This window comes from Streptomyces sp. NPDC008139, from assembly GCF_042957025.1.
Classification (GTDB): Bacteria; Actinomycetota; Actinomycetes; order Streptomycetales; family Streptomycetaceae; genus Actinacidiphila.
Genome location: NZ_JBIBHM010000001.1, coordinates 452,132 through 475,362 on the forward strand (window position 1 = coordinate 452,132; position 23,231 = coordinate 475,362).

At 70.4% G+C, this 23,231-nt stretch carries 19 protein-coding genes and 1 tRNA gene; 4 read left to right on the forward strand and 16 right to left on the reverse strand.

Features of this window, described 5'->3' with window-relative positions:
- The 7 genes from ACFZBB_RS01980 to ACFZBB_RS02010 form a co-directional block, all read right to left on the reverse strand.
- A partial coding sequence (locus tag ACFZBB_RS01980; RefSeq protein WP_391116829.1) for a hypothetical protein occupies window positions 1-182 on the reverse strand: 182 nt, incomplete at its 3' end.
- Window positions 183-231: 49 nt separating this feature from the next.
- Window positions 232-304, reverse strand: a tRNA-Ala gene (locus ACFZBB_RS01985).
- A gap of 148 nt (window positions 305-452) precedes the next feature.
- Complete coding sequence (locus ACFZBB_RS01990) at window positions 453-1,106, reverse strand: histidine phosphatase family protein (RefSeq protein ID WP_391117486.1); 654 nt, start codon at window positions 1,104-1,106, stop codon at window positions 453-455.
- Window positions 1,103-1,537, reverse strand: coding sequence for a ribosome silencing factor (gene rsfS / locus ACFZBB_RS01995; protein ID WP_355348921.1), 435 nt, complete (start codon window positions 1,535-1,537; stop codon window positions 1,103-1,105). Before rsfS ends, ACFZBB_RS01990 begins: the two co-directional genes overlap by 4 nt.
- Window positions 1,538-1,726: 189 nt before the next feature.
- Entirely contained in the window at window positions 1,727-3,688 is a 1,962-nt protein-coding gene (locus tag ACFZBB_RS02000; protein ID WP_391116831.1) for a LytR C-terminal domain-containing protein, read from the reverse strand.
- A gap of 31 nt (window positions 3,689-3,719) precedes the next feature.
- Window positions 3,720-4,322: a nicotinate-nucleotide adenylyltransferase gene (nadD, locus tag ACFZBB_RS02005; protein WP_391116834.1), complete on the reverse strand. Its 603-nt coding sequence runs from the start codon at window positions 4,320-4,322 to the stop codon at window positions 3,720-3,722.
- A gap of 2 nt (window positions 4,323-4,324) precedes the next feature.
- On the reverse strand, window positions 4,325-4,471 hold the full coding sequence (locus ACFZBB_RS02010) for a hypothetical protein (RefSeq protein ID WP_391116836.1): 147 nt from the start codon (window positions 4,469-4,471) through the stop codon (window positions 4,325-4,327).
- A gap of 144 nt (window positions 4,472-4,615) precedes the next feature.
- On the opposite strand from ACFZBB_RS02010, the gene ACFZBB_RS02015 reads away from it, so the two are divergent.
- Window positions 4,616-5,749 carry a M48 family metalloprotease gene (locus tag ACFZBB_RS02015; protein ID WP_391116838.1) on the forward strand — a complete coding sequence of 378 codons (1,134 nt, stop codon included), beginning with the start codon at window positions 4,616-4,618 and terminating at the stop codon, window positions 5,747-5,749.
- On the opposite strand, the gene ACFZBB_RS02020 is transcribed toward ACFZBB_RS02015, so the two are convergent.
- The 6 genes from ACFZBB_RS02020 to galE (ACFZBB_RS02045) form a co-directional block, all read right to left on the reverse strand.
- Window positions 5,643-6,911, reverse strand: coding sequence for a hypothetical protein (locus ACFZBB_RS02020; protein WP_391116840.1), 1,269 nt, complete (start codon window positions 6,909-6,911; stop codon window positions 5,643-5,645). The genes ACFZBB_RS02015 and ACFZBB_RS02020 overlap by 107 nt on opposite strands.
- Before the next feature lie 66 nt (window positions 6,912-6,977).
- Complete coding sequence (locus tag ACFZBB_RS02025; protein WP_188283116.1) at window positions 6,978-7,412, reverse strand: hypothetical protein; 435 nt, start codon at window positions 7,410-7,412, stop codon at window positions 6,978-6,980.
- A 93-nt stretch (window positions 7,413-7,505) separates the two neighbouring features.
- Entirely contained in the window at window positions 7,506-8,801 is a 1,296-nt protein-coding gene (locus ACFZBB_RS02030) for a glutamate-5-semialdehyde dehydrogenase (RefSeq protein WP_391116842.1), read from the reverse strand.
- A gap of 69 nt (window positions 8,802-8,870) precedes the next feature.
- Complete coding sequence (locus tag ACFZBB_RS02035; protein ID WP_355348939.1) at window positions 8,871-9,341, reverse strand: hypothetical protein; 471 nt, start codon at window positions 9,339-9,341, stop codon at window positions 8,871-8,873.
- Between the two features lie 183 nt (window positions 9,342-9,524).
- A complete protein-coding gene (proB, locus tag ACFZBB_RS02040) occupies window positions 9,525-10,664 on the reverse strand; it encodes a glutamate 5-kinase (RefSeq protein WP_391117488.1) in 1,140 nt (379 codons plus the stop codon).
- A 141-nt stretch (window positions 10,665-10,805) separates the two neighbouring features.
- A complete protein-coding gene (gene galE, locus ACFZBB_RS02045) occupies window positions 10,806-11,780 on the reverse strand; it encodes a UDP-glucose 4-epimerase GalE (RefSeq protein ID WP_391116844.1) in 975 nt (324 codons plus the stop codon).
- Between the two features lie 160 nt (window positions 11,781-11,940).
- Between galE (ACFZBB_RS02045) and ACFZBB_RS02050 the strand changes: the two genes are divergently transcribed.
- Window positions 11,941-13,635 (forward strand): FG-GAP-like repeat-containing protein, encoded by a 1,695-nt coding sequence (locus tag ACFZBB_RS02050; RefSeq protein ID WP_391116847.1) that lies wholly within the window; start codon window positions 11,941-11,943, stop codon window positions 13,633-13,635.
- Window positions 13,636-13,733: 98 nt separating this feature from the next.
- Here the strand turns inward: ACFZBB_RS02050 and ACFZBB_RS02055 are convergent, their stop codons facing one another.
- Together ACFZBB_RS02055 and galE (ACFZBB_RS02060) are read right to left on the reverse strand one after the other, a co-directional pair.
- Entirely contained in the window at window positions 13,734-15,896 is a 2,163-nt protein-coding gene (locus tag ACFZBB_RS02055) for a PIG-L family deacetylase (RefSeq protein ID WP_391116849.1), read from the reverse strand.
- A 313-nt stretch (window positions 15,897-16,209) separates the two neighbouring features.
- Window positions 16,210-17,181 carry a UDP-glucose 4-epimerase GalE gene (gene galE, locus ACFZBB_RS02060; RefSeq protein WP_391116851.1) on the reverse strand — a complete coding sequence of 324 codons (972 nt, stop codon included), beginning with the start codon at window positions 17,179-17,181 and terminating at the stop codon, window positions 16,210-16,212.
- Between the two features lie 334 nt (window positions 17,182-17,515).
- On the opposite strand from galE (ACFZBB_RS02060), the gene ACFZBB_RS02065 reads away from it, so the two are divergent.
- Complete coding sequence (locus tag ACFZBB_RS02065; RefSeq protein ID WP_391116853.1) at window positions 17,516-18,508, forward strand: hypothetical protein; 993 nt, start codon at window positions 17,516-17,518, stop codon at window positions 18,506-18,508.
- Window positions 18,505-21,327 carry a stealth conserved region 3 domain-containing protein gene (locus ACFZBB_RS02070; protein WP_391116855.1) on the forward strand — a complete coding sequence of 941 codons (2,823 nt, stop codon included), beginning with the start codon at window positions 18,505-18,507 and terminating at the stop codon, window positions 21,325-21,327. The genes ACFZBB_RS02065 and ACFZBB_RS02070 overlap by 4 nt, the downstream gene beginning before the upstream one ends.
- Window positions 21,328-21,365: 38 nt before the next feature.
- Here the strand turns inward: ACFZBB_RS02070 and ACFZBB_RS02075 are convergent, their stop codons facing one another.
- A complete protein-coding gene (locus tag ACFZBB_RS02075; protein ID WP_391116858.1) occupies window positions 21,366-23,111 on the reverse strand; it encodes a stealth conserved region 3 domain-containing protein in 1,746 nt (581 codons plus the stop codon).
- Between the last annotated feature and the right edge of the window lie 120 nt (window positions 23,112-23,231).

Sequence of the window (23,231 nt, forward strand, 5' to 3'; positions counted from 1 at the left end):
GCCCCGCCGGCCTCACGGGGGTGCGGGTGGCGAAGCCCCCGCAGCGCGAGGCGCAGCCGAGCAGAAACGACAAGGGCGAAGTGGCTCGCGCTTTCCACCTCGGCATCCAGCCCCGCCGGCCTCACGGGGGTGCGGGTGGCGAAGCCCCCGCAGCGCGAGGCGCAGCCGAGCAGAAACGACAAGGGCGAAGTGGCTCGCGCTTTCCGCGAGCACACTCCGCCCTCGACCTTGTGGAGCTACGGGGAATTGAACCCCGGACCTCTTGCATGCCATGCAAGCGCTCTACCAACTGAGCTACAGCCCCGCGTCAGCGCGGGTTTCCCCGGCGACGAGAAGAAGCATAGCCGGTGAGCGCGCCGGAAACGAAATCCGCTGTACCGCCGCGCGCGGACGCGTCCCGGACTCGGTCGAGGCCCGTTCGGAGGCCGCCGCGAGCACGGTCCGGCGCGCGCTCAGGTGTCGTCGCCGAGGACCGGTTCCGGCAGTGTGCCCGCGTTGTGCTCCAGCAGCCGCCAGCCGCGGGCACCCTCGCCGAGGACGGACCAGCAGCAGTTCGTCAGGCCGCCGAGCGACTCCCAGCTCGTGGACTCCAGGCCGAGCAGCCGTCCGATGGTGGTGCGGATGGTGCCGCCGTGGCTGACGACGACGAGGACGCCGTCGTCGCCGAGCTTGTCGGCGGCGGTCAGCACCACGGGGGCGGCCCGGTCGGCGACCTCGGTCTCCAGCTCGCCGCCGCCGCGCCGCACCGGCTCGCCACGCTTCCAGGCCGCGTACTGCTCGCCGTAGCGCTCGACGATCTCGGTGTGGGTCAGGCCCTGCCAGGCTCCGGCGAAGGTCTCGCGCAGGCCCTCGTAGTGCGTGACCGGCAGGTGGGTCACCGCGGCCAGCTCCGCGGCGGTGCCCGCGGCCCGGCGCAGGTCGGAGGCGATGATCGCGTCCGGCCGCAGCGCCGCGAGCAGCCGGGCGGCGCGGCGCGCCTGCGCCGTGCCCTCGGCGGTCAGCTCGATGTCGGTGTTGCCCTGGAAGCGCTGTTCGAGATTCCAGGCCGTCTGGCCGTGCCGCCAGAGCACGATCCGGCGGCCACGGCCGCCCTTGTTCCCGTTCAGTTCAGGTCTCCCTCGTCCTGCGCCTCCTGAGCCTGGGCGTGCTCGGCACCCTTGCCGCGGGTCGCGACCGCGTCCTGCGGCAGCTCGATCTCCGGGCAGTCCTTCCACAGCCGTTCCAGGGCGTAGAAGACCCGCTCCTCGGAGTGCTGCACGTGCACCACGATGTCGATGTAGTCGAGCAGCACCCAGCGGCCGTCCCGCTCGCCCTCGCGCCGTACCGGCTTGGCGTCCAGCTCCTTGGCCAGGGTCTCCTCGATGCCGTCGACGATGGCCTTGACCTGTCGGTCGTTGGGCGCGGAGGCCACCAGGAAGGTGTCGGTGATGGAGAGGACGTCGCTGACGTCGTAGGCGATGATGTCGTGCGCGAGCTTGTCGGCCGCGGCCTGGGCGGCGGTACGGGTCAGCTCGATGGAACGGTCCGTGGCGGTCACTGAGGAGACTTTCGGGTCGGGGGCTGGTCACCCAAGGGTCTCACGACCCTCGGACAGCCCCCGACCCCTTTTCGATCACCATGCGCCGATCACTGCGGGCCGGTCACCATGCGCCGATCACCGCGGACCGATCACCATGCTCCGATCACCATGCGCCGATCACCGGCGACCGGAGCCCGCGGCGGGCGCTCACTGGCCCGTCTGCTTGTAGTCCTTGCCGAGCACCACCGAGATGTCCGCGGTCGCCGGCACCGTGCCCTTCTTCACCGCGCTCGCGGGCAGCCCCAGTGTGGACGCGACGTCCTTGGCCGCGGCCAGCCGCGCGTCGTCGCCGTAGACGATCTGCGAGAGGGCCTGGGACTTGTCCGCCGTGCCGCCCGGCACATAGGTGTACGTGCCGCCGTTGACGATCGCGGCCTGCGCCATCGGGCCCGACTTCTTGTCCCCGGTGGCGTCCTTGATCTGCACGCGGGCCTGCGCCGTCGCGTCGGAGGTCTTGACCGTGCCGCCGAGGATGTCCTTGACGACGCTGTCGCTGGTCTTCGCGGTGAGCGTGCCGTCCTTCTGCACCGGCAGCATCGCCGTGTCGTACGCGCCGGTCTTGGCCAGCTCCGCGAGCTGCGCGAGCGACGCGCCGAGCTGCTGGTCGGTCAGCGACGGGTCGAGGATCTGGGCCAGCGACTGGACGGTCTTGGTCGCGGACGCCGCGTCGCTGGGCATCTTCTTCAGCAGCGCCTGCATGACCTGCCCGAAGCGGCTGAGCTGCTTGGTCTGCGGCTCGCCCGGCGCGAGGTAGGTGGCGTACGCGACGGCCGCCTGGCCGGTCAGCTCGGTCTGCTTGCCCTGCCGGACCAGCGTCTTGTCCTTGTCCTTGCCGGTGCCCTTCACCTCGGCGTCGGTGTCGACGTAGACGTCGCCGAGCGAGTCGACCAGCAGTTCCAGATACGGGGTGTCCAGCCGCCAGGTGCCCTTGATGTCGGAGCCGAGCAGCGAGTTGAGGGCGTCCCTGGTCGGGCCGACGCCGTCGCCGACCGCCTTGTCCAGGGTGGTCGACGTGCCGTCCTCGGTGGTGACGTTGAGGGAGTTGGGCAGCAGGACCGTCGTACCGCGGCCCTTGGTCTCGTTGTCCACCAGCAGCGCGGTGGCGGGCGCTCCCTTGTCGACCGGCATCAGGTGCACGACTATGACGTCGCGCTTCTGCGCGCCGCCCGCCGCCGCGGCCGGGCTCTTCGAGTCGCCGAGGCCGGGCAGCTTGCCCGCCTGCCACAGGTAGCCGACGCCGCCGAGCATCGCGAGCACGACCAGCAGGATCAGGCCGACCTTGCGGTTCTTGCCGCGCCGCTTGGCCTCCTCGCGGCGCTCGGTGCGCGACTCGGAGAACTTCAGCCAGTCGATGACCTCTTCCGACTCCTCCGAGTCCTCGTCGATGAAGGCGAACTGCTCGGTCAGATACTGCCCGTCGGGCCCCTTCGCCCCGCCCGCGGCGGCCGGCGCCTGCCGCGTCCCGGGCTCCTCGTGGAAGACCTGCTGCTGCCCGGTGTCGTACACGGGCGGCTGCTGCCCGGTCTCGTACACGGCGTGCTGGCCGGTGTCGTAGACCGGCTGTTGGCCCGTGTCGTAGACGGGCTGCTGTTGGCCGGTGTCGTAGACCGGCTGCTGTCGGCCCGTGTCGTAGACCGCGTGCTGGCCGGTGTCGTACACGGGCGGCTGCTGGCCGGTCTCGTAGACGGTGTGCTGCCCGGTGTCGTACGCCTGCGGCTGCCCCGCGCCGTAACCCTGTCCCTGGCCCTGACTCTGGCCCGGCGCCTGGCCCTGGCCGTAGCCGCCGGGGCCCGGTCCCTGTTCGTAGTACGGCTGTTGGGGCTGCTGCGGGATCCAGCCCTGCTGCTGGCCGGCGTAGGTCTGCGAGGGGTCGCCGTAGTAGGGGTCCTGGTAACCGGGGTGCGGCTGCTGCTGGGGGACGTGCGGCGGCGCCTGCTGAGCGGCCTGCTGCTGCGGCTGCTGCCCCTGTTGTTGCTGCGCGGGATGGGGCTGTGCGTACGGGTCGTAACCGTAGGACTGCTGCTGGTAGTAAGGGTCTTGCGCGTAAGGGTCTCTCTCGTTCTCAGGACCGCCCTCGGCTTGCTGCCAACGGGGGTTTGCGTCGTTCACGAGGAACCCCTTCACGTGGTTCGTTGCGGAGCTACCCGGTCGTGTCCCGGTACAGCGCGCGTTTGTCGATGTAGCGCACTACACCGTCCGGAACCAAGTACCAGACAGGATCCCCCTTGGCCACCCGCTGGCGGCAGTCCGTGGAGGAGATCGCCAGCGCCGGGACCTCCACGAGCGAGACACCGCCCTCGGGGAAGCCCGGGTCCGACAGCGTATGCCCGGGGCGTGTGACCCCGATGAAGTGCGCGAGAGAGAACAGTTCCTCCGCGTTCCGCCAGGAGAAGATCTGGGAGAGCGCGTCGGCACCGGTGATGAAGAACAGCTCGGCGCCCGGGTGCTCGGCGCGCAGATCGCGCAGGGTGTCGATGGTGTACGTCTTGCCCGCGCGGTCGATGTCGCTGCGGCTCACCGAGAACTGCGGGTTGGACGCGGTGGCGATCACCGTCATCAGGTAGCGGTCCTCGGCGGCCGACACCTTCTGGTCGCTCTTCTGCCACGGCTGGCCGGTCGGCACGAAGACCACCTCGTCGAGGTGGAAGAGGCTGACGACCTCGCTGGCGGCGACCAGGTGACCGTGGTGGATGGGGTCGAAGGTACCGCCCATCACCCCGATGCGGTGCTTCGCGTCCGGCATGGTCAGTCCCGGTTGAAGCGGGTCACGATCCACAGCAGGAGCAGCAGGGCGGCCAGTGCGCCGAAGCCGGTCAGGTACGGGCTGAGGCTGTTGTGGTTGCCGCCCCCCTCGGCGAGTGTGGTCAGGGCGGAGGCTGCGTTGGACGACATGATCAGCGGGACCCTTTGCGATATCGGGGACGGGGGAGAAGACTCTCGGCACATCGTACGGGCGGGCGGAAGGGAACTTCGCGCAGGCTCCGCGCGTCCAGAGTATGTACCGGTTGGCTATCAGGGGGTTGGGCCAGTATGTCCGTGCCGAATGGACCGAACGACACGCAGGACGGTCAGAAGAACCTGCCGGGGCGCAACCGCAAGCGCTTCCCCGGCATCTCGTCGCGGGCGTACGAGCACCCGGCCGACAAGTCCGCGCTGGTGGCGCTCCGCAAGCTCAGCGGCTTCGACACGGTCTTCAAGGCGCTCAGCGGTCTGCTGCCCGAGCGGTCGCTGCGGCTGCTGTTCCTGTCGGACTCGGTGCGGGTCAGCGACGAGCAGTTCGCGCATCTCAACGCGATGCTGCGGGACGCCTGTTACATCCTGGACATGGAGAAGGTCCCGGCGATGTACGTGACGCAGGACCCGCAGCCCAACGCGATGTGCATCGGCATGGACGAGCCGATCATCGTGGTCACCACCGGCCTGGTCGAGCTGCTCGACGAGGAGGAGATGCGGGCGGTCGTCGGCCACGAGGTGGGCCACGCGCTGTCCGGCCACTCGGTGTACCGGACGATACTGCTCTTCCTCACCAGCCTGGCGCTGCGCGTGGCGTGGATCCCGCTGGGCAATCTGGCGATCCTGGCGATCGTCACCGCGCTGCGCGAGTGGTTCCGCAAGTCGGAACTGTCCGCGGACCGCGCCGGTCTGCTGGTCGGTCAGGACGTGCAGGCGTCGATGCGCGGTCTGATGAAGATCGCGGGCGGCAACCATCTGCACGAGATGAACGTGGACGCGTTCTTGAAGCAGGCCGACGAGTTCGAGGCGGCGGGCGATCTGCGCGACTCGGTGCTGAAGATCCTCAATGTGCTGCCGCGCAGTCACCCGTTCACCACGGTGCGCGCCGCCGAGCTGCGCAAGTGGGCGGGCAGCCGGGACTACCAGCGGCTGATGGACGGCCACTACCCGCGGCGCGAGGAGGACAAGGACACCTCGGTGTACGACTCCTTCAAGGAGTCCGCGACGCATTACGCCGACACGGTGAAGAGCAGCAAGGACCCGCTGATGGGGCTGATCCGGGACATCTCGTCCGGGGCGGGCGACATCGGCGGCAAGCTGCGCGACCGCTTCACAGGCTCGGGCTCGACGAACGGGGCGGCGGGGGCGTCAGAAGGCTCGGGCGACTCGCCCGAGGACTCGGGGCCGCCGGCCGAGCCGCAACCGGGGATGGGCTGACCGAGGGGTTTCCCGGCGCGCCGGGCGTGCCCGTGGCGCCCGGCGGCAGCCATGTGACGTCCGGCCGCACGCCCGGTGCCGTCGCGCTCGCGGTGGCGGACCGCTGCCCGGTGGTGGCGTCGGTCAGCGGGGCGCAGACCGCGCCGACCGGCCGGTCGTGGCGGTACGGATCGGCTCCGGCGACCGCGCCGGGCGCCGACTGCCCGGCCAGTATCGGCCGGAAGTAGTTCTGTACGGCCGCGCCGCAGGCCAGCGGTCCCGCCGCCACATCGGCCTGGACGACCTGGATCTGGCGCTGGCGCAGGTCGGCGTGGCTGAAGCGGAAACGCATCTGGCGGCGCACGGTGAACAGCGACACGGCGTTGTCGGCGAATCCCGGCCGGTACAGCGCGTAGACGAAGGTGTGGTCCGCGGCGATCTCCAGCTCGTCGTCGCCGGTCTCGGTGGCGTCCAGGGTGCCCTGCACGCGGATGCCGTCCCGGACCAGCCGCACCCGCGCCGCCGGGTCGAAGCGGACCAGCCAGCCGGTCGCCTCGTGGGTGCCGTCGGTGTACGGCCGGGTCAGGCTGCTGTCGAACTGGTCGAGCTGTCCGGGGTCGAGCAGGGCGCGGACACTGCTCACATCGCCGCCGGTGACCGTCTCCTGACTGATCGACGAGTCGGTCAGATAGAGCTTCGCGGTGCTGAAGGCCTGCGTCACCTCGCCCACGCCGTAGTCGCCGATCCGGTGGATCGCGGGCATCGTGATGCCTTCGGCGCCGACCCGGTACGCCTCCGCGCGCTGTCCGCGGAAGGGCTCGCTCGCGGAGACCGAGGCGACCTTGCCGGACGGGACCAGCGGGATGACGGTGGCCCTGAGCTGTTCCGTGGCGTCCTGGCCGCGGCCCTTGTAGGGGTGCCTGACGCCCATGTAGATCGCGAAGCCGAAGGCGACGACGATGAGCGTGATGAGGGCGACCGCCTGCCGGGCGAGACCGCGCGGCAGCGCGTGCCGGACGCGGACCGCCCGGTCGGCGTCGTCCAGCCGCTCCTGGGCGGAGAACTCCTGGATCCGGGCAGCCCGGACGAACGACTCGTCGAACACGACGGATCGGTACTCGTCCTCACCGCCCCCGGGGACGCCCTCGGGCGTGCCCTCAGGAGGATTTCCAGGCCCGCTCATATCACAAGGTTAAGTCTCTGGGCGTGCGAATAAACGCCCTGGTACCGGTCAACTTATGACAGGAGATCAGGGAAGCCGGTTCGCGGCGACCGGAGGCAGGCTGCTCTGCGTGCCGACCGGGCCGCTGGACGGCGGGGGGACCACCGGTGGTCGGGTCGCGCCGCCCGCGCCGCGGTAGACCGCGGCGAAGGTCAGGGCGACCACCCCTATGCCCATGACCACGGCCAGGGCCCAGGCCACCGGACGGTGCCAGCGGGTACTGCTCCCGCGGTACGGCCGTCCGGCCGGGTAGAGGTCGTCGGAATCCGGTACTCCCGCTTCGTCCAGTTCGGGGACAGCGGCGTGAGCACCGGCTCGATTCCTACCCGGCCAGCCGGGCGGTAGCGCGGGACCTTCGGCGACGGCAAGCATCCGTTCCTTGGCCGAGGGCTCATGGAACAGAGCGGACCGTACGAATTCTTCGTCGAGGACTACGGAGGCGAACTCGTCATCGTCCGGCATCTGTCCAGAGTAATGCGGAAGTTGGCCCTTTGGGCAGGGGAATCCGGACTGTCTGTGGGCCGTCCGGAGGACACTTCCGCGTGTCGGCGGGTGTCAGCGGACGTGTCCGTCACCCGTGACGACGTACTTGGTGGAGGTCAGTTCCGGCAGTCCCATGGGGCCGCGGGCGTGCAGTTTCTGGGTCGAGATGCCGATTTCGGCGCCGAAGCCGAACTGGCCGCCGTCCGTGAACCGGGTCGAGGCGTTGACCAGCACCGCGGCGGCGTCCACCCGCTGGGTGAAGCGGCGCGCGGCGGCCTGCGAGGACGTCACGATGGCCTCGGTGTGGCCGGAGGACCACAGCCGGATGTGCTCGACGGCCGCGTCCAGGCTCTCCACGACCCCGGCGGCGATGTCGTAGGACAGATACTCCGTCTCCCAGTCCTCCGCGGTGGCGGGCACGACGGTGGCCTTGCTGCCGCTGCTCTCGGCCAGCGCCTGCACCCGCGGGTCGCCGTGCACGGTGACCCCGGCCTCGGCGAGCGCGTCCAGCGCGCGCGGCAGGAAGCGGTCGGCGATGTCGCGGTGCACCAGCAGGGTCTCCGCCGAGTTGCAGACGCTGGGGCGCTGTGCCTTGGAGTTGATCAGCACCTCGACGGCCATGTCGATGTCGGCCTCGGCGTCCACGTACACATGACAGTTGCCCGTGCCGGTCTCGATCACCGGAACGGTCGAACCCTCGACGACGGTACGGATCAGGGCGGCGCCGCCGCGCGGGATCAGCACGTCGACCATGCCGCGGGCGCGCATCAGCTCGGTGACGGAATCGCGGCTCTCGCCGGGCACGAGCTGGACGGCGTCGGCGGGCAGTCCCGCGCCGCCGACCGCGTCGCGCAGCACCGTGATGAGAGCGGTGTTGGAGGCGTACGCGGAGGACGAGCCGCGCAGCAGCACCGCGTTCCCCGACTTCAGGCAGAGCGCGGCGGCGTCGACCGTCACGTTGGGCCTGGCCTCGTAGATGATGCCGACGACGCCGAGCGGGACGCGGACCTGCCGCAGCTCCAGGCCGTTGGGCAGGGTGGACCCGCGCAGCACCTCGCCGACCGGGTCGGGCAGCCCCGCCACGTGCCGGACGTCGGCGGCGATGGCCGCGACCCGCTCACGGGTGAGGGTGAGCCGGTCCACGACGGTGTCGCTCGTCCCGGCGGCGCGGGCCCGCGCCACGTCCTCGGCGTTGGCCGCGACGATCTCCTGAGTGCGGACGATCAGCGCGTCCGCGATGGCCAGCAGGGCGTCGTCCTTGACGGACCGCGGCAGCGGGGCCAGGTCCGCGGCGGCGGCCCGCGCGCGGTACGCGGCGAGCAGCACGGGGGACTTGGGCAGCGGCGAGGGCAGCGGCGGGTGGGTCATGGAAGCAGGGTACCGGCCCGCCACCGGCCGGTTGGCAGGTCCCGCGACAGTGCTCCGCGGGGACGGGCCCTAGAACGGGTGTACGCCCACCGGGACGGCCGGCGGCGGTCCGTAGCCCTCCGCGACGCGCTGGTGGTAGGTCGCGCGGTCGATGACTTCCAGGCCGACGGTCTCCCAGGGCGGCAGGCCCGCCGTCGAGCGGTGCTCGCCCCACAGCCGCAGCGCGATGGCGGCGGCGTCGTGCAGGTCGCGGGCCTCCTCCCAGTAGCGGATCTCCGCGTGGTCGGTGGCGTACCGGCTGGTGAGCAGGAAGGGGTGGTCGTGGGCGAGCTGCTCCAGACCGCGTCTGACCTCGGTCAGCGGGGTCTCGGGGCCCGAGACGCTGAGCGTGACGTGCCACAGCCGGGATATCGCTCGTTCGGCGGGAAGCGCTTCCCGCTCGGGGTCCCCGTCGATGTCGTCACTGATGTCGTTGCCGACGCTGACCAGCGTGCGTTCCCCCGTACCCCTGGTCAATGGCCCTGGGCGCCCTCGTCTCACCGGCGGCCTCCCTGTGGGTTGCGTTCCGCGAGCGCCGTCCGCACCGGTAAGCGCTGACGACTCCTCCGCATCAAAGTTGACCAGGCTCCGGCGGGCCGCGGGGGCGTTTTCGGCAAGAAGGCCCGAACCAAGGTCCTGAGGAGATCCCCGGACATTGACCGGGGAGTCAAGGGTTCCGGGGCCTCAGGGGCGCAGAAGTACCAGGTCGTCACGGTGGACGACCTCGCGTTCGTAGGCGGGGCCGAGTTCGACGGCGAGGTCGCGGGTGGAGCGGCCGAGCAGCCGGGGCAGTTCACGGGCGTCGAAGTTGACCAGTCCGCGGGCGACCGCGTGCCCGGCCTCGTCGAGCAGGTCGACGGGGTCGCCCGCGACGAAGTCGCCGTCCACGGCGGTGACCCCGGCGGGCAGCAGCGAGCTGTGCCGCTCGGTGACCGCGCGGACCGCCCCGGCGTCCAGCCGCAGCGCGCCGCGCGGGGTGGAGGCGTGCGCGAGCCACAGCAGCCGGTCGGCGGAGCGTTTGCCGGTGCGGTGGAAGTGGGTGCCGGTGGGGCGCCCGGCCAGCGCGTCGGCGGCGTGCACGGCGGAGGTGAGGACGACGGGGATGCCCGCCTCGGCGGCGATCCTGGCGGCCTCGACCTTGGTGACCATGCCGCCGGTGCCGACCCCGGCCTTGCCCGCGCTGCCGATGGTGACGCCCGCCAGGTCCTCGGGTCCGCCGACCTCGGTGAGCAGGGTCGCGCCCGGCGTACGCGGGTCGCCGTCGTAGAGGCCGTCGACGTCGGAGAGCAGGACCAGCAGGTCGGCGCGGACGAGGTGGGCGACGAGGGCGGCGAGCCGGTCGTTGTCGCCGAAGCGGATCTCGTCGGTGGCGACGGTGTCGTTCTCGTTGACCACCGGGAGGGCACCCATGGCCAGCAGCTGGTCGAGGGTGCGGTAGGCGTTGCGGTAGTGGGCGCGGCGGCTGACGTCGTCCGAGGTGAGCAGCACCTGGCCGACGCGGACGCCGTACCGGGCGAAGGAGGCGGTGTAGCGGGCGACGAGCAGGCCCTGGCCGACGCTGGCGGCGGCCTGCTGCCTGGCCAGGTCGCGGGGGCGGCTGGCCAGGCCGAGCGGGGCGAGTCCCGCGGCGATGGCGCCGGAGGAGACCAGGACGATCTCCTTGTCCGGTCGGCCGGCCGGTCCCGCGCTCGCGCCCGTGCCCGAGCCGCGGACCGAGGCCAGGACGTCGACGAGCGCGTCCACCCGGTCGGCGTCCAGTCCCCCGGCGGCCGTGGTCAGCGACGACGAGCCGACCTTGACCACGACCCTGCGGGCCTCCACCACGTCCTGCCGTGCCGTTGTCACGTACGTCCCTCGTATCGCCGCTGTCACGCCTGTCCCGAACCGGCGCTCCGGCCGGTGCCGTCGCGCGCCCCGGCCCCCGGCCGTCTCCGGTCCGTTTCCGGATCGCCTCCGGAGGACCGGCTACCGCGGCGGGTGCTGGAGCTGCCAGGCCGCCCAGGCCGAGGTGACCATCGCGCGCACGTCGTACTGGGCGGTCCAGCCCAGCTCCCTGCCGATCGCCTCGGCGGAGGCCACGACACGGGCCGGGTCGCCCGCGCGGCGCGGGGCCAGTTCGGGTTCCAGCTCAGTGTGACCGGAGACCTCGCGGATCAGGTCGACCATCTCGGCCACCGAGACGCCTTGGCCGCTGCCGATGTTCAGCACCAGCGACGCCTCGGGGTCGCGGGTCAGGCGGCGGGCGGCGGCCAGGTGCGCGCCGGCCACGTCCTGGACGTGGACGTAGTCGCGCACGCAGGTGCCGTCGGGCGTCGGGTAGTCGGTACCGAAGATCAGCGGGCGGCGGCCCTGCGAGATCCGCTGGAAGACCAGCGGGACGATGTTGGCGGCGCCGCGGTCGCCCAGCTCGGGCGCGGCGGTGCCCGCCACGTTGAAGTAGCGCAGCGACGCGGTGGCCATGCCGTGCGCCCGGCCGACCGCGGCGATCAGCCACTCCCCCGCGAGCTTGCTCTCGCCGTACGGGCTCAGCGGCGCGCAGGGCGTGTCCTCGGTGACCAGTTCGACGTCCGGCATGCCGTACACCGCGGCGGAGGAGGAGAAGACGAAGCGCCGCACGCGCGCGTCGACCGCCGCCTCCAGCAGGGTCTGAAGGCCGGTCAGATTCTCCCGGTAGTAGAAGAGCGGTCGCTCGACGGACTCGGCGACCTGCTTGCGGGCGGCGATGTGCACGATGCCCTCGACCGCGTGCGCGGCCAGCACCCGGTCGAGCGCGGCCCGGTCCAGGACGCTGGCGCGCTCCAACGGAACTCCGGACGGCAGCCGTTCGGTGTCACCGGCGGTGAGGTCGTCGAGGACGACCACCTTTTCTCCGCCGGCCACCATCGATGTGACGACATGCGATCCGATGTATCCGGCTCCGCCGGTGATCAGCCAGGTCATCGCCCCAGTCTAGTAGGCGTTACCACGGTGAATTCAGGGGCGCTTGATCGGCATGCGGTCTAAGGTCTGTCCGACCCCTCACCTAGACTCGCCGCGTCCGAACCGGACGGGTCTTCGCATCGGGTTCGGCATTCATCACACTCACATCCCAGGGGGGAATGTGTCCGAAGCACAGCCGGTGCGCTTTTCGAAGCGCCGCCGCCTTGTCGCGGTGTGCACCACCGGTGTTCTCGCTCTCGGCGCTCTGGCGCTGAGCACGAACGCGCAGGCCGACAGCGGCCCGCAGCACAGGATCACCCGGCCGACGGCGCCCAGCGGGCCCGCGCCGACGCTCACGCTGCCGAAGCAGGCCAAGCAGTACTCCACGAAGGCGGCCGCAGGGCCGCTGCGGTACGACCCGGACGGGGACGGCGTCCTCGACCAGCTCTACCGGGGCAACAACCGGCACTACTACAACTCACTGGCCAGCAAGGAAGTCGACCTCGGCGCCAGCAGCGACGGCACCCTGTACAAGGACGTCCTCACCCCGGGCAGCCTGGACGGGCAGGGCACCGGCGTCCTCGCGCTGACCAACTCGGGCCGCCTGTCGTACTTCGGGGCGGCGAGCTTCCCCAACGGCGGCGCGCGGTGGACCGGCACCGGCTGGTACGTCTACAACAAGCTGGTCGCGACCGACGACATCACAGGGGACGGCAAGGCCGACATCGTCGCGCGCACGCCGGCCGGTCAGCTCTATCTGTACGAGGGCACCGGCAACGCTTCCGCTCCGTTCAAGAGCAAGGCGCTCATCGGTTCCGGCTGGAACCAGTACGACCAGCTCACCAGCCCCGGTGACATGAACGGCGACGGCATCAGCGACCTGATCGCCCGCAAGACGGACGGCACGCTGTACTTCTACGCCGGTACGGGCAACGCCTCCGGTCCGTACGCGGCCCGCGTCGCCATCGGCCCGGGCTGGAACGCGTACAACCAGCTCCTCGGCAACGGTGACGGCTCGCTCCTGGCGAGGGCCACGACCGGCGCTCTCTACTTCTACCGGCAGAACGGCGCGGGCGGTTTCGCGCCCAAGCAGGGCGGCGGCAACAACTGGAACGTGGAGCTGTTCGCGGGCGCGGGTTCCAACCCGGCCTACGGCAAGAAGGAGCTCTACGGCCTGTCGACCGGCGGCACCCTCTACTGGTACTACACCAACAACAACGGGACGCTCGCCGCGCGCCAGCAGGTGAGTGACCCGGGCGGCTGGGCGGGGTACAACACCTTCGCGCTGGCCTCGTCGCTGGGTGACTACGGGTACGCCGACCTGCTGTTCCGGGACGGCACCAACCTGTGGAACCTGGAATCCGACATGAGCAGCCCGCTGGCCACCGGCTGGGGCGGCTACAACCTCTTCGTGGGCCCCGGTGACCTCAACGGTGACGGCAAGGGCGACCTGCTGGCCCGTGACACCTCGGGCAACCTGTACCTCTACCGCGGTCAGGGCAACGGCGCGGCGCTGACCGGCCGCCTGCTGGTCGGTCCCGGCTGGGGTGTGTACAACGCCATCGTGGGCGCCGGTGACTTCACCGGTGACGGCCTGGCGGACATCGTCGCGCGCACCAGCGACGGCACGCTCTACCTGTACAAGGGGACGGGCGTCAGCTCCCGCCCGTTCGAGACCCGCGTCAAGATCGGCACGGGCTGGAACCGCTACAACAAGCTGGCGTCGCCGGGCGACATGGACGGTGACGGCCGCGCCGACCTGCTCGGTGTGGACGCCGGCGGCAATCTGTTCAGCTACAGCTCCACCGGCACGGGCCAGTTCAAGGCCGCGGTGAAGCAGGGCGGCGGCTGGAACGGCTACAGCCGCCTGTTCTGAGACGTCCTGTGGTGTCTGCCGCCTGTTGAGTGGACGGACGAGGGCGCCCGCACCTTCCAGGTGCGGGCGCCCTCGCGCGTCACGGCCGACAACCCGTGCTATCTCGTGGCCAGTTGGGTGAACGTGCCGGTGCCGTGGACGCGGGTGACGCCCGGGGTGGCGTTCACGGTGAAGGAGACCAGGGCCGTACGGTCGGTGCCCGCGACGAGCACGTCGGGGCGGCCGACCGCGAAGGGCTCCGCCGGGGTACTGGCTGTGGCGGCGGCCGGTCCCTTGCCGTATTCACCGTGCACCAGCAGCGCGTTGCCGAAGTCGGCCCGTACGGCCAGCAGCGGGTTGGTCTCCGCGCCCCGGCCGCTGAGCAGGGCGACCGGGCCGAAGCCCGCGTCGCGCACGGCGGAGGCCGGAATCCAGCGACCATGCCGTCCCGCGGTGAGGCGTTCGACCACGATCTCGGCGGTCTCCGGCCTGCGGAAGGCCAGCAGCAGCGAACCGTCCGCTGCGGTCACCGCTTCGGGCACCTCGCCGGGCACACCGGTGTGCCGCAGGGGACGGCCGACCAGTTCGGCGCTCGGGGTGGACTGAGTCCACTGGTGCACCCCTTGGTGGCCCGCGGCGAAGACGTGGATCCGGCCGTCGTGGTCGACGGTCGCGGTCAGGCCCTCCTGGACCTGGCCGCCGGCGAGTTGCTGCCACGGCGACCACTGCCCGGAGGCGTCGCGGACCCGCGTGCTCAGCCCCTTGGAGGCGTTGCGGACGAAGACGTGGATCCGGCCGTCCTTGCCGATCACCGCGGTCGGCGGCCCGACCCTGCGGCTGCGGACCGGATTCGCCTCGGGGCTGCCGAGGCTGCGCCAGCCTCGGATCGTCCGATCGCCGTCTGCGGCGGCGGACTTGCCCGAGGCATCCACCTGCTGGTCGAGCAGTACGACCTCCCGGGTGTTGTCGCCCGGTGTGCCCGACAGACCGGAGAAGCGCAGGCCGAACAGCAGATGGTGGCCGTGCTTGTCGGTGACGACGCTGAGCGCGGGGGTCAGCGGGCCCCCACCGAGGTCCTCAGGCGCGTTCCAATGTCCGCTTGCCGGTGCGGTCTCTGTCCAGCGGGCCGCCCGGGTGCCGAGCACGCCGTACACGGTGAGCCTGCCGTCCTTGGCGGCCACCGCCTGCGGACCAGAGGTCGGGTAGCGGTAGTGGGTGCTGCGGACCCAGCCGCGCGGGGACTTCAGCGCGTCGCCCTGGCCGACGCTGTAGTCACCGCAGCCGCCGGCGTCGCCGCACTTCCAGCCCGGAGCGCCGCCGTACACATCGAGCACTTCCGCCTTGAAGCGGACGGCGGCCTGCGGGAGATTGTGCGGCCAGCGCTGGTTGTAGTAGCCGCGGTAGGCCTCGGTGAGGAAGGTCGGGACCGGGCCGCCGCTCGCCGCGGCCTTCTCGGTCCACTGCGCCATGGCCCGCCAGGTGAACAGCGCGGTGGCGGTGTGGTCACGGTGGTCGGAGTAGCCGACCTGGTCGCTGTCGCGCGGGTACTGCGCGTTGTGGACCTGGATGTCCGGGTCGGGGTCCATGGTGCGGATCAGCGTCGGCCGGAAGGTGGTGAACAGGAAGGCGAGGGTGTCGATCAGCGTCTGCCGATCGAAGGTGTGGGCGGCACGTACCGGGCCGTCGGGCAGCGGTACCGTCCGTACCGTCCCGTCCACCGCCCAGAGCTTGTCGATGCCGAAGGTGCCGCCGCCGCGCACCGGAGTGTGCATGTCGATCCGCAAGAAGACCAACTCGGCCCGCCTGCCGTCGTGTTCGAGGGTATTGACCTCGGCGGCGCCGCCGTGAGGCAGGGCGAGCGCGGTACGCGTCCACGGTGTGAAGATCTCCGCGCCGAGCATCCGCGCGTACGCCTGCCGCAGCCCCTGCTGCCGCGCGGAGACGTACGCGGGTACGTTCGCCAGCGGGCGCGGGTGGCCGGGGACGCGGTTCACGCCGAAGGAGTCGCCGCTGGTCACGTAGACCGTGACGACCGGCACATGACGGTCGATGGTGGCGGCGGTGTCCGGATTCATGAAGTACAGGTCGTCGTCGGGGTGCGCGACCACCTGCATCACGAGCGGTGCGGTGGGGGCGCCGAAGGTGACCCGCGCGGAGGCGGGCAGTACACCGCCGGTCGGGGGCGGCCCGAAGACGACCGGCGCTCCCGTCATCTTCGGCTTGGCCGCGGTGCTCCGACCCGTACAGCCCGCGACCGTGACCGCCGCGAGTGCGCCCGCCATCGAACCCACCACGACCCGGCGTCCGGGACCCCTGCTTCCTTGTTCCAGCATTCGGTCCAACGTTCCGGCTCCGTTCACCTCTCGTGTGATCATTTCGACCACCCGCTGCACAAGAGGGACAATTTCGAGCCGGGGTTTCTTCGCTTCGATGTGACCGTCATCACATGCCCGGGTCAGGCAAGTACCGGAAGCAAAAGCCGAAAAGGCCGGAATGCATTGACCTGCGGAACCGGCTGGTCAGCCGCATGAAAAACGGGGAGTCGGACTCACCGTGAGTGAGTCCGACTCCCCGAATCGGAATGGCGCGCCCCGGTTACTCCGGGTGTCGCAACTGCCAGCCCGCCCAGGCCGAGGCCACCATCTCGCGCACGTCGTAGACGGCCTTCCAGCCCAGTTCCCTGCCGATCGCGTCGGCGGACGCCACGACCCTGGCCGGGTCGCCGGGTCGACGCGCGGTGACCTCCGGGGCGATCCCGGTGTGCCCCGAGATCTCCTGGATGATGCCGACCATCTCGGCCACGGAGACGCCCTCGCCCCGGCCGATGTTCAGCACCAGGGCCGCCTTCGAGTCCTCGGTGAGCCGGCGGGCGGCGGCGACGTGCGCGGACGCGATGTCCTCGACGTGGATGTAGTCGCGGATGCAGGTGCCGTCCGGCGTCGGGTAGTCGTCGCCGAAGATCAGCGGAGTTTGGCCGCGGGAGAGCCGGTCGAAGACCATCGGCACCAGGTTGAAGATCCCCGGGTCACCCAGCTCGGGGGCGGCCGCGCCCGCGACGTTGAAGTAGCGCAACGACGCGGTGGCCATCCCGTGCGCCCGCCCGACGGCGGTGACCAGCCACTCGCCGGCCAACTTGGTCTCGCCGTACGGGCTCATCGGCTCGCACGGGGTCTGCTCGGTGACCAGGTCCACGTCGGGCATTCCGTATACGGCCGCGGAAGACGACAGGACGAACCGCTGCACCCGCGCCTCGACGGCGGCCTCGAGTACGGTCCGCAGACCCTCGACGTTTTCCCGGTAGTACCACAGCGGGCGCTCGACGGATTCTGCGACCTGCTTCTTCGCCGCGATGTGCACGATGCCCTGGACATCGTGTTCACTCAGCGTCCGGTCGAGGAGCGCCCGGTCCAGGACGGTGCCGCGCACCAACGGCACACCGGCCGGCAGGCGTTCCGGATCTCCGGTGCTCAGATCGTCGACGACGACCACCTGCTGTCCGTCGGCAACGAGCGCCCTGACAACGTGCGAACCGATATAACCAGCGCCGCCGGTAATCATCCAGGTCATGGCCGAACCCTACCAACGGCGGCCACGGGGAAGACCTGCCGGACCGAGCCGCCGCTTCGGGCCCGCACGGCAAGCGGGGCCGCACGGACGACTCCGGGAATCGACTCGACGTTCCCGCAGCGTTCACCCGCTGTGCGATCATTTCCACCGCCTCGACTCACAGCGGGTGGCAGTGACACGGCTCCAGCGGAACCAGTGATCCATTTCACACATTCGATTGACCCGCAGGTGAACAGCCATGGTCAGGAATTGCAACATTCGGCCAACTTGCTGATGTTTGGCATCCTTGACAGGATGCGTTGGCTGACCAATGAGAATGGGAGACACGTGCGCCGTGAGTGATTCGCTCCTGCCCTACGCGGTGGGCGCGGTAAAGCGCGCCCGCACCCTGGCGGTACGAGCCCGCCGCAAGGTCGAGCGGATGAACACTGTGCCCGCACTCGGTACAGGCATCAGATCGCGACCGATGATCACCCCGGTCCACCTCTCAGTGCTCGGCGGCCGCACGCTGAACCTCGCGGTGCCCGTCTCCCGGCACACCGCCGACCCTTCCGCGGCCCGCCTCGAACTGATCCACGGCAACCATCGGGTCAGTGTCGACCTCGCCCTGGAGCCGGAGTCCGACACGTCCCTGCTGCTCACCGCGACGGTACCGCTGCGTTACACCGAAGGTGAGAACGACACGGGGCGCGGGCTGCTGCTCAGCGCGGGGCTCTGGCGGTTCTGTGTCGTCGTCACGGACGAGGGCGGTCGTGAGACCAGATCCGACCTGACCGCCCTGGCGTTCGCCGCGGTGAACGGCCCGATGCTCCCGACCTCGCCGTCCGAGTCCAGCGGCGCGGTCTTCCGGCCGGTGCGCTCGGTGGACGGCCGCGCCATGCTCAAGGTCACAGCCCCCGCCCACCAGGCCGAACTCGTCAGATTCGACCTGCTCTGGGACCGGGTGACCGTGCACGGCCGACTGCTGGCCGCACGGCACCCGGTGACCGAGTACACCGCCGAGGTCGTACGCCGGGGAGCCAACAAATCCGTCCCGGCGGCGCTCGATTGGGACGGCGACAGCTTCACCTTCGACCTGCCGTTGCGAGCCATGACCGACGGTCCGGGCGTCCAGCGCACCTGGGACGTCCAACTGCGCGGCGGGCGCGCCAAGCTGAAGCTCGCCAAGCGGCTCACCCAGGTGCGCCATCCCAAGCAGGTCTTCCGGACTCCATTTCGCATCATCGCCCTGGACGACGGTTCCTTGACCCGTGCGCACGTCTATCTCACGCCTGCCGGTGCCCTTGCGGTGGCCTGCGCGGCCATCGGAACCAACGAGGACGCATGAAGATCACATTTCTGCTCACCTGGGGCGACGAGATGGGCGGCACGGAAATGGCCGCCTACACCCAGGCGATCCATCTCTCCGCCCGGCACGAAGTCGAAGTGCTGAGTGTCTTCAAGACCCGCCTGGAGCCGTTCTTCGCGGAGGCGAAGCAGATCAAGCGGCGCTATCTGGTGGACAGGACCGGCGCCTACGGGCGTCCGGTACGCCGCAGCACGCTGGACGAGGAAGCGTGCAGGACGCTGCAGTCGCTGCCCAGCGAACTGATCAAGCCGGTCTGGGAGAACACCTTCGACCAGCTCTCCGACATCGAGATGACCGCCGCGCTGCCCGCGCTCGACTGCGATGTGCTGGTCACCACCTCCCCGGCCCTGATGGCCGCCGCCGCGGAACTGGCTCCGGCCCGTGTGGTGACCGTGCACGAAGAGCACCGCGCTTCCCAACTGCGCGGCGTAGCCGGTGAACCGCTGCTGGTGTACGGCCCGCGGATCGACGCCCTGGTGTCGCTGACCGAGCGCACGAACGACTGGTTCGCCGACTCGCTCGGCGACGCGGCGCCCGAACTCGTCACCATTCCCAACGCGGTGTCCGACGGCTACCGGCCGCGCTCCGACCTGCAGAACAAGGTCATCGTGCTGGCCGCCCGCATGACCCCGGAGAAACAGCTCAACCACGCCATCCAGGCGTTCCACCAGATCTCCGGCGACTTCCCCGACTGGAAGCTCCGGATATTCGGCGACGGCCCCCAGGAAGTGCGGCTGCGCCAGCTCGTCGAAGGGTTCGGCCTGCAACTGCGGGTCGAACTGGTGGGCCGCTCGCAGCAGATGGACGAGGAGTGGGCCAAGGCCGGGCTCTGCGTCCTGCCCTCGCGCAACGAAGCCTTCCCGCTGGTGCTCCTGGAGATGTTCGCCGCCGGTGTGCCGGTAGTGGCCTACGACATCGTCACCGGCCCGGCCGAGATCATCAGGCACAACGTGGACGGGCTGCTGGTGCCGCCCGGTGAGATCGACCTGCTGGCCGAGGCGATGGCCCGGCTGATCGGCGACGAGCAGACTCGGCACGCCTTCGGCAAGGCGGCGCGCGAGGGCGTCTACGAGCGCTTCGGCGGTGAGGACATCACCGCCCGCTGGGAGGAGTTGTTCACCCGGCTGGTGGCCGAGCGCGACAACCCGCAGCGCCTGGGACGACGTGCCGACCGGGCGGCGCTGCGGGTGGTGGCGGGCGGCACGCGCAACTTCACCGTGGCCGCGCCCGTGTCGCCGCTGGCGAATTCCACCGACGAGCAGAAGGCCCGCGAGGTGATGATCCAGGCGCAGGACCGCAAACTGGTGCGCTCCGCGGGGCGGCTTGCCGAGGTCCGCGACGACGTCAACGGGCCCCAAATGCTCGCGACCAACCTGGAGATCAGCGCCACCGTCCTTGAGGACGTCGGCATTCCGTACGTCCTGCTGCGGGCCGACGGCGTCCAGCACCGGATCGCGGTCCCGGTCGAGGAACGGCCCCGGGTGCTTGAGGCGCTGGCCACCGCGCTGCACGGCAAGGCTGTCTACGCCGAGCTGATCTCCCCGCGTGGCGCCGCGCCCGGAGCGGTGCTGGCGGAACGGCTGCGGGATGTCGGCGAGGTGGCCGGGCTACGGATCTTCAAACCGGTGGTCACCGGCAGCCGTACCCTGCGCTACGGGCCCGCGTACGGCTGCAGCGTGGAGTTCTGGTCCGTCGACGAGGAAGACGGCTGGCGTTCCACCCCACGGGCCACGACGCTGCTTGGGCGCCGGTTGCCGTCCCTCGAACCCACCGCGAAGCTGCGGGTGGGCGAGCGGGACTACCCGACGCTCTCGCAGTTCACCAAGCAGTTGATGTGGGATGTCGACCAGCCCATCGACGTCGTCTACACCTGGGTGGACGGCGACGACACCGCATGGCAGGACCGCCGCAATGAGGCGCGCCGCCGACGCGGACTGCCGGTCTCGGAGAACACGGACGTCGACAACGGCGACGTGAGGTTCCGCAACCGCGACGAACTGCGCTACTCACTGCGGTCGCTGGAGATGTACGCGCCCTGGGTGCGCAATGTCTATCTGGTGACCGACGACCAGGTGCCGGCCTGGCTCGACACGTCGTGCCCCGATGTGAAGGTGGTGAGCCACCGGGACATCTTCGCCGACCCGAGTTGCCTGCCCACCTTCAACTCGCATGCCATCGAGAGCCAGATCCACCGGATCGAGGGCCTGTCCGAACACTTCCTTTACCTCAACGACGACGTCTTCATGGGCCGCCCGGTCACACCCGAGCTGTTCTTCCTCAGCAACGGCATGGCGAATTTCTTCCGGTCGCCGACCGCCGTACCGCCGACCGAGCCGTCGGACGAGGACGAGGGCTACTTCGCAGCGGCCAAGAACAACCGCAAGCTGCTGGAGGACGCCTTCGGACGGACTGCCACGCAGAGCTTCCTGCACACGCCGCACGCGCTGCGCCGCAGCGTGCTCGCGGAGATCGGCGAGAAGTTCCCGGAGGAGGTGGCCAGGACCGCGGCCAACCCCTTCCGCGGCAACAGCGACTTGTCGATCACGTCGTCGCTGCACCACCACTACGGCTATCTGACCGGCCGTTGCGCGCCCGGCAGGATCTCGTGCAGCTACGTCAACGTCGGCAACTACGATCACCACTCGGTGCTCGGCCGACTGCTGGCGTCCCGAAATTACGATGTCTTCTGCATCGGCGAGTCGCCCGACGCCGAGGTGCCCGCCGAGGAGCAGGCGCGCGTGATGTACGCCTTCCTCAACGCCTACTACCCCGTGAAGTCCCGCTTCGAGCGGGACTGAACGGGGCAGGCGCCGGCGACAGCCCGCCCGGTGCCGGGCTACTCCTTCTCGAAGGGGCTCGGCACCGGGAAGTACGCGTCGAGGAACGGGGTGATCAGGTCCTTCTGGCCGGTCGCGTCGTTCTCCGTGGAGACCGTGTCGTTGATGCAGAAGACGGTCTTGTCGCGGTTGGCGAGCAGCCGGCCGAGCCGGGTCTCGGTCCACGGGTGGGTCAGGTCCAGGTAGGTGTACGGCAGGTCGTTGGACGGGATCGCGCGCCTGGTGTGGAAGGCGTAGTAGTGGTGCAGCGACGAGGCGACGGAGATGTCGTCCATGCTGCGGAAGTGGCTGGACTCGGTGTGCCGGTACTCGGCGGCGAACTCGTCCTCGATCTCGTCCAGGACGCTGCGCCGCAGGGCATGCGGCATGTGCTTCATCTTCTGCACGAGGACGGCGCCGTAGCGCTCCTCGATCAGCCGCCGGTTGTTCTTCCCGGCCGCCGCGACCGGCGGGTCGGCCTCCGTCTTCTCGCCCAGCGGCACCAGCGCCGGTGAGGGGAAGAACTTCGTCAGGCCGTTGGCGAGGAAGAAATCCTGCGGCGTCACCTCGTTGCCGAGCAGCACGTCGTCGTTGAAGTACAGGAAGTGCTCCGACAGGCCCTCGATGTGGTGCAGTTGGCTCTCGATGGCGTGCGAGTTGAAGGTCGGCAGCGAGCCGGGCGAGCGGAAGATCTGCCGGTGGCTGACCACCTCGATGCCGGGGTGCTCGGTCTTCAGCCAGGACGGCGTCTGGTCGTCGGTGACCAGGAAGATCTTCCGGACCCATGGCGCGTACATGTGCAACGAGCGCAGTGAGTACCGCAGTTCGTCACGGCTGAGGTAGCGCGCCGCGTTGGCCGCCTCGTCGTGGTACGCCTCGCCGGTGAAGTCCGCGCGGCGGCGCAACCACGCCGGGTCCGCGCCGTCCACCCAGGTGTAGACGACGTCGACCGGGAAGCGGATCTCGTCGGTGGTGTGGATCGCGAAGTGCTCGCGGGTACGGACCTCGAAGCGCGGGCCCGCGCCGGTGTCGCGCGGCGCCAGGTCGGTGAAGAACGCCTCGGGCGCCTGCACGGTCTTGGCGTCGGCCGGGACGGCCTCGGCGAATTTGCCGGGGCGCGGCGCCACGAGCGCGCCGTCCTCCTCGCGCCAGAACTCGATGTCGCAGCCGTAGCGGGTGCCGAGCGCCAGCCCCTTGCTCTCGTCGGTGCGGTACCAGGTGAGGCGGAAGACCCCGGCACCCGCCAGACGGCGCCAGGACGGCTGCTCGTAGCCCGGCAGCGACTCCTCGGGCACCGGGGAGTTCCCCTTGACCGCGGTCACGTAGCCGGGCTCCTCGGCGCACAGCGCGGTCAGCGCGGCGAGCACCGCCTCCCGGTCGCTCTCGTGGACGGCCACAGCCGAGGCGGTGTGCGAGCGGCCGCGTACGCAGAAGTGGTCGAGACCGGCCGCGGACAGGCAGCCGAGGACCGCGTCGAGGTTGGCCCTGCGGGCCACCAGCGGGGTCACGCCGGGGACGATCAGCGCGACCTTCGCCTCGCGGTTGACCGTGATCACCGTGCGGTCCGGACGGTCCACCAGCGCCTGGTGGCGCTTGCCGACCCTGGCCGCCCTGGCCCGCTCGGCGGCGGCGGTCGCGCCCGCGATGCGCAGCTTCACCTGCTTGCGCAAGTCCGAGTCGACGCGGGAGGCGATCTTCCGTCGGGCGCTCTCCGGTACTGCTCGTCGGTAGACCCCCAGCAGTCGGGGTGCCTCGGGATTACGCACGGCGGGCGGCTCCTCATCGATTGCGGGGCCCGCCGCGACGCGGGCCGTTGACGTACGACGACGGCCCGTACGGTGGTCCGGGCCGATACCTCAAGTATGCCTTGCGTTCTCCAAGGGGCC

Excerpts from the sequence above, each read along its gene's own strand:
- nadD (WP_391116834.1), bottom strand. The coding sequence starts at position 4,322 with ATGCCGGACGCGAAGCACCGCATCGGGGTGATGGGCGGTACCTTCGAC.
- ACFZBB_RS02010 (WP_391116836.1), bottom strand. The coding sequence starts at position 4,471 with ATGTCGTCCAACGCAGCCTCCGCCCTGACCACACTCGCCGAGGGGGGC.
- ACFZBB_RS02020 (WP_391116840.1), bottom strand. The coding sequence starts at position 6,911 with ATGAGCGGGCCTGGAAATCCTCCTGAGGGCACGCCCGAGGGCGTCCCC.
- ACFZBB_RS02025 (WP_188283116.1), bottom strand. The coding sequence starts at position 7,412 with ATGCCGGACGATGACGAGTTCGCCTCCGTAGTCCTCGACGAAGAATTC.
- ACFZBB_RS02030 (WP_391116842.1), bottom strand. The coding sequence starts at position 8,801 with ATGACCCACCCGCCGCTGCCCTCGCCGCTGCCCAAGTCCCCCGTGCTG.
- galE (WP_391116844.1), bottom strand. The coding sequence starts at position 11,780 with ATGACCTGGCTGATCACCGGCGGAGCCGGATACATCGGATCGCATGTC.
- ACFZBB_RS02055 (WP_391116849.1), bottom strand. The coding sequence starts at position 15,896 with ATGGCGGGCGCACTCGCGGCGGTCACGGTCGCGGGCTGTACGGGTCGG.
- galE (WP_391116851.1), bottom strand. The coding sequence starts at position 17,181 with ATGACCTGGATGATTACCGGCGGCGCTGGTTATATCGGTTCGCACGTT.
- ACFZBB_RS02070 (WP_391116855.1), top strand. The coding sequence starts at position 18,505 with ATGAAGATCACATTTCTGCTCACCTGGGGCGACGAGATGGGCGGCACG.